Genomic DNA, 3,577 nt, shown 5'->3' with positions numbered 1-3,577 from the left:
GTGCGCGCCCGGCCGCCGGCATGCACAATGGGACGATCATGCCGACGGACGCGCGATGCCTGGTGGAGGCGGACGAGTCGTCCGCGACCGTGCGGCTGAGCGGCGTGCTGGAGCCCACCGCCGCCGACCGGGTCCGCGACGCCCTGCTGGCGCGACTGAGCGACCGACCCGGCCCGATCGTGGTCGACGTGGCGCGGCTGCGCTCCACCGACGGCAGCGCCGCGCGACTGCTCACCGAGGTCCGCCGCGCGGTAGCCGACTGGCCCGCCGCCGACCTGCTGGTGCTCGACCCGGCCGGCACGGTCACCGGCGTCGACGCGACCGGGCTGCCGGTGTACGCGACCGCCGACGAGGCGACCGCCGCGCTGGCCCGTACCCCGATGGCGGCGCTGCTCGCCGCGGACCTCGCGCCCACGGTGGGTGCCGCCCGGCAGGCCCGGGCGATGATCGCCGACGGGTGCGCCCGCTGGGGCGTGCCGCAGCTGACCGAGCCGGCGTCCATCGCGGTGACCGAGATGGTCAACAACGTGGTGGCCCACGCGCGGACGCCGATGACGGTCCGGCTCGCGCCGCGGGACAGCTCGCTGCACCTCGCGGTCCGCGACCACTCCCCCCGGCAGCCCGCGTACGCCGGCCTGGCGCCGCTCACCTCGACCGGCGGCCGTGGCCTGCTGCTGATCGACACGGTGGCCCGGCGCTGGGGCAGCACCCCGGTGCCGAACGGCAAGGTGGTCTGGTGCGTGCTCCACGCCGAGGACGAAGCCGCGCGCCAGGGCTGACTCCTCCCCTTTCGTCCCGATCGCGGAGCCGGACCTCGGTTACCCGGGGCATGGCAGTGGGTAGTGATCAGTCATGCGCGACGACCAGTACCCGACCCCCGTCTCCGACCCAGAGGCGGAGGGCCTGCCCGACACCGCCGACGACGACTCCACCGCCAACGACGACGTCCTCACCGGCCGGGAGGCCGACGGCCCGGAGCCGGCCCAGCTGCCCGGCGACCGCACCCCGGTCGCGGTCGACAGCTTCGGCACCACCGCCGAGGAGCAGCTCGACGGGGAGTCGCTGGACTACAAGCTCCAGCGGGAGCAGTACGAGCGCCCCGCCGACGACCCGCTGGCCGGCCCGGTCGACCCGGACATCGCCGCCGAGGCGGACAGCGACGAGGCCGCCGCCGAGGCGCAGCTGGACGCCGACGTGATGAACCCCGGTCCCACCTCGGACCCGCACTCCCCGGTCTCCATCTACGACCACGGCAAGCTGGGCACCATCGCGGACTCCCAGGTGGGCCGGCTGGTCGAACCGGACGAGGGGGCGCACACCGACCAGGAGACCGACTCGGTCGCCTACGACGCGGGCTCGGCCGGCGGCGGGGCCACCGCCGAGGAGCTGGCGATCCACGAGACCCGGCCGCCGGAGTCGCACTGAGCCGGCCGCTCAGTCGTCGAGCCCGCGCTCGATCGCGTAGCGGGTCAGTTCGACCCGGTTGTGCAGCTGGAGCTTGCCGAGCGTGTTCTGAACGTGGTTCTGCACGGTGCGGTGCGAGAGCCCCAGCCGCTCGGCGATCTGCCGGTACGACAGCCCCTTGGCGACCAGACGCAGCACCTCGGTCTCCCGCTCGGTGAGCCGGGGTGCCGCGTCGTCCCGGCCCGACCGGGCCCCGCCGTCGGTGGCCAGCCGGCGGTACTCGCCGAGCACCAGTCCCGCCAGGCCGGGCGTGAAGACCGGCTCCCCGGCGGCGGTGCGGCGCACCGCGTCCAGGAACTCGGCCGGCGCGGCGGACTTCACCAGGTAGCCGGTGGCGCCGGCCTTCACCGCGTCCAGGACGCTCTGCTGCTCGCCGCTGGCCGACAGCATCAGCACCCGCACCTCGGGCAGCACGGCCCGCAGGCCCCGGATCACCTCGACCCCGGAGATGTCGGGCAGCTGGAGGTCGAGCACCACCACGTCGGGCCGGGCCGCCGCGGCCACCCGGACCGCCTGCCGCCCCTCACCACTGGTCGCCACCACCCGGTGGCCGGCCTCGGTGAGGTCGCGGGCCACCCCCTCCCGCCACATCGGGTGGTCGTCGACCACCATCACCCGTACCCCGGTCACCCGTCCTCCCTCGGTACCACCAGCTCCACCTCGGTGCCCTCCCCCGGCGCGGAGACGATCCGCACCTCGCCGCCGAGGTCGGCGATCCGGCCCCGGATCGACTGGCTCATGCCCAGCCGCCCCTGCCGGGCCGCCTCGACCAGCCGACCCTCGCCGATGCCCGGGCCGGCGTCGCGTACCGACACCGTCACCGTCTTCCCCTCGTCCTCGACCAGCACCCAGGCGCGCCCGTCGGCGTGCCGCCCGTCGGCGGCCGTCGCCGCGTCGGCGGTGGCCGGCGTGAGCCGCTCGAGCCGGTCGAGCCGCAGCTCGGACGGCGGGTGGGTGGCGCAGACCGCCTCGTCCCACCCGCTGCGGCCGGTCTCGAAGGACCGCCGCCGTTCCAGCATCGAGCGCATGCCGGCCGCGTGGCCGGCGAGGACCGCTCCGGCGTCGGCCCGGTACTCGGCGGCCCGGACGTCGCGGCGGTGGCAGGGCAGCACCACGAACCGCATGGTCAGCAGCACCGGCCAGAAGACGATGAAGACCAGCAGGTCGGTGGCCGGGTGCGGGAACCGGCGCATCAGCCAGGTCGGCACCGCGTGCACCAGCACCAGCGGCAGCCCGACGCCTCGGACGAACGCGCTGGTCACCTCGTCACCGGTACGCCAGTGCACCAGTTCGTGGCTGAGCAGCGCGGCGACGTCCTCGTCCGGCTCGTCGAGCAGGCTGGTGGTCACCACGATGTGCCGGGCGTAGGCCCGGGCGTTGGTGAGCACCGGGTCGTCCTCGATCAGCAGCCGGGGCACGCTCGGCAGGCCGAGCCGGGCGGCGCACCCGGACAGGATCGGCCGCAGCCGCTCCGCCTCCCGCCGGCTGAGCTGACGCGCGCCGGAGACGCCCAGCAGCCACGGCTCCAGCAGCACCCGGCCGAGGGTGTAGACCAGGCCGACCAGGGCGGCGGCCACCACCATCCCGACCAGGCCGGTGAACAGGTTCGCCGGCTCGTCGAAGGCGTCCCGCCAGGGCAGCACCAGCACGACCAGGAAGCCGGCCAGGAAGCCCACCGCGAAGCCGGCGAAGCCGCCGACCACGCCGCCGGATCGGTTGAGGAAGGCGTCGAGCAGGGGGCCGACCAGCGGCGCGTCGCGCACCACCGACGGCAGGGCGTCGCCCGCCTGGGTGCCCCCGGCGACCAGCCCGGCGAGGCCGTCCAGCCGCGCGCCGACCACCGGGTCGGCCACCGGGGCGGCCCAGCTTCGGTCCGTCCGGTCACCACGTTCGCGGGGCGGCGAGCACGTGCAGCTTGGCCAGCGCCTGCCGAGGGGCCTTGGGCCAGAGTTCGGTCAGTCCGGGCAGCGCCCCGGCCACCCGCAGCGCCCCCTGGAGCACCGGCTCGGTGACCGTGCCGCCGCGGACCGACTCGCGCTCGTGGGCGTACCCCTCCAGGGCGGCGCTGGCCACCGCGGATCGGAGGCTGACCTCGGCCGCGACCTGGCCACCG

4 protein-coding genes and 1 pseudogene are annotated in these 3,577 nt (G+C 75.8%); 2 read left to right on the top strand and 3 right to left on the bottom strand.

Annotated elements, in window-relative coordinates; genetic code table 11:
* Positions 1 to 779, top strand: a 779-nt coding sequence (locus tag JNW89_RS31195; RefSeq protein ID WP_306344936.1) for an ATP-binding protein, incomplete at its 5' end; no start/stop codon positions are given.
* A gap of 73 nt (positions 780 to 852) precedes the next feature.
* Positions 853 to 1,425: a DUF5709 domain-containing protein gene (locus JNW89_RS31190; protein WP_238449614.1), complete on the top strand. Its 573-nt coding sequence runs from the start codon at positions 853 to 855 to the stop codon at positions 1,423 to 1,425.
* A 9-nt stretch (positions 1,426 to 1,434) separates the two neighbouring features.
* On the opposite strand, the gene JNW89_RS31185 is transcribed toward JNW89_RS31190, so the two are convergent.
* The 3 genes and pseudogenes from JNW89_RS31185 to JNW89_RS31175 form a co-directional block, all read right to left on the bottom strand.
* Entirely contained in the window at positions 1,435 to 2,076 is a 642-nt protein-coding gene (locus JNW89_RS31185) for a response regulator transcription factor (protein ID WP_238449616.1), read from the bottom strand.
* Positions 2,077 to 2,090: 14 nt separating this feature from the next.
* Positions 2,091 to 3,047, bottom strand: a complete 957-nt coding sequence (locus JNW89_RS31180; protein WP_375155169.1) for a M48 family metalloprotease — start codon at positions 3,045 to 3,047, stop codon at positions 2,091 to 2,093.
* A gap of 102 nt (positions 3,048 to 3,149) precedes the next feature.
* Positions 3,150 to 3,577: pseudogene (locus JNW89_RS31175) on the bottom strand (oxidoreductase); the annotation flags it as partial.

The sequence above is a fragment of the Micromonospora sp. 4G55 genome (genome assembly GCF_016803375.1).
The sequence above is the reverse complement of the archived record's forward strand: the minus strand, read 5'-3'. Positions and strand labels throughout refer to the sequence as shown.

Coding starts and splice junctions, on each gene's coding strand:
- JNW89_RS31190 (WP_238449614.1), top strand. CDS start 853: ATGCGCGACGACCAGTACCCGACCCCCGTCTCCGACCCAGAGGCGGAG.
- JNW89_RS31185 (WP_238449616.1), bottom strand. CDS start 2,076: ATGGTGGTCGACGACCACCCGATGTGGCGGGAGGGGGTGGCCCGCGAC.
- JNW89_RS31180 (WP_375155169.1), bottom strand. CDS start 3,047: ATGGTGGTGGCCGCCGCCCTGGTCGGCCTGGTCTACACCCTCGGCCGG.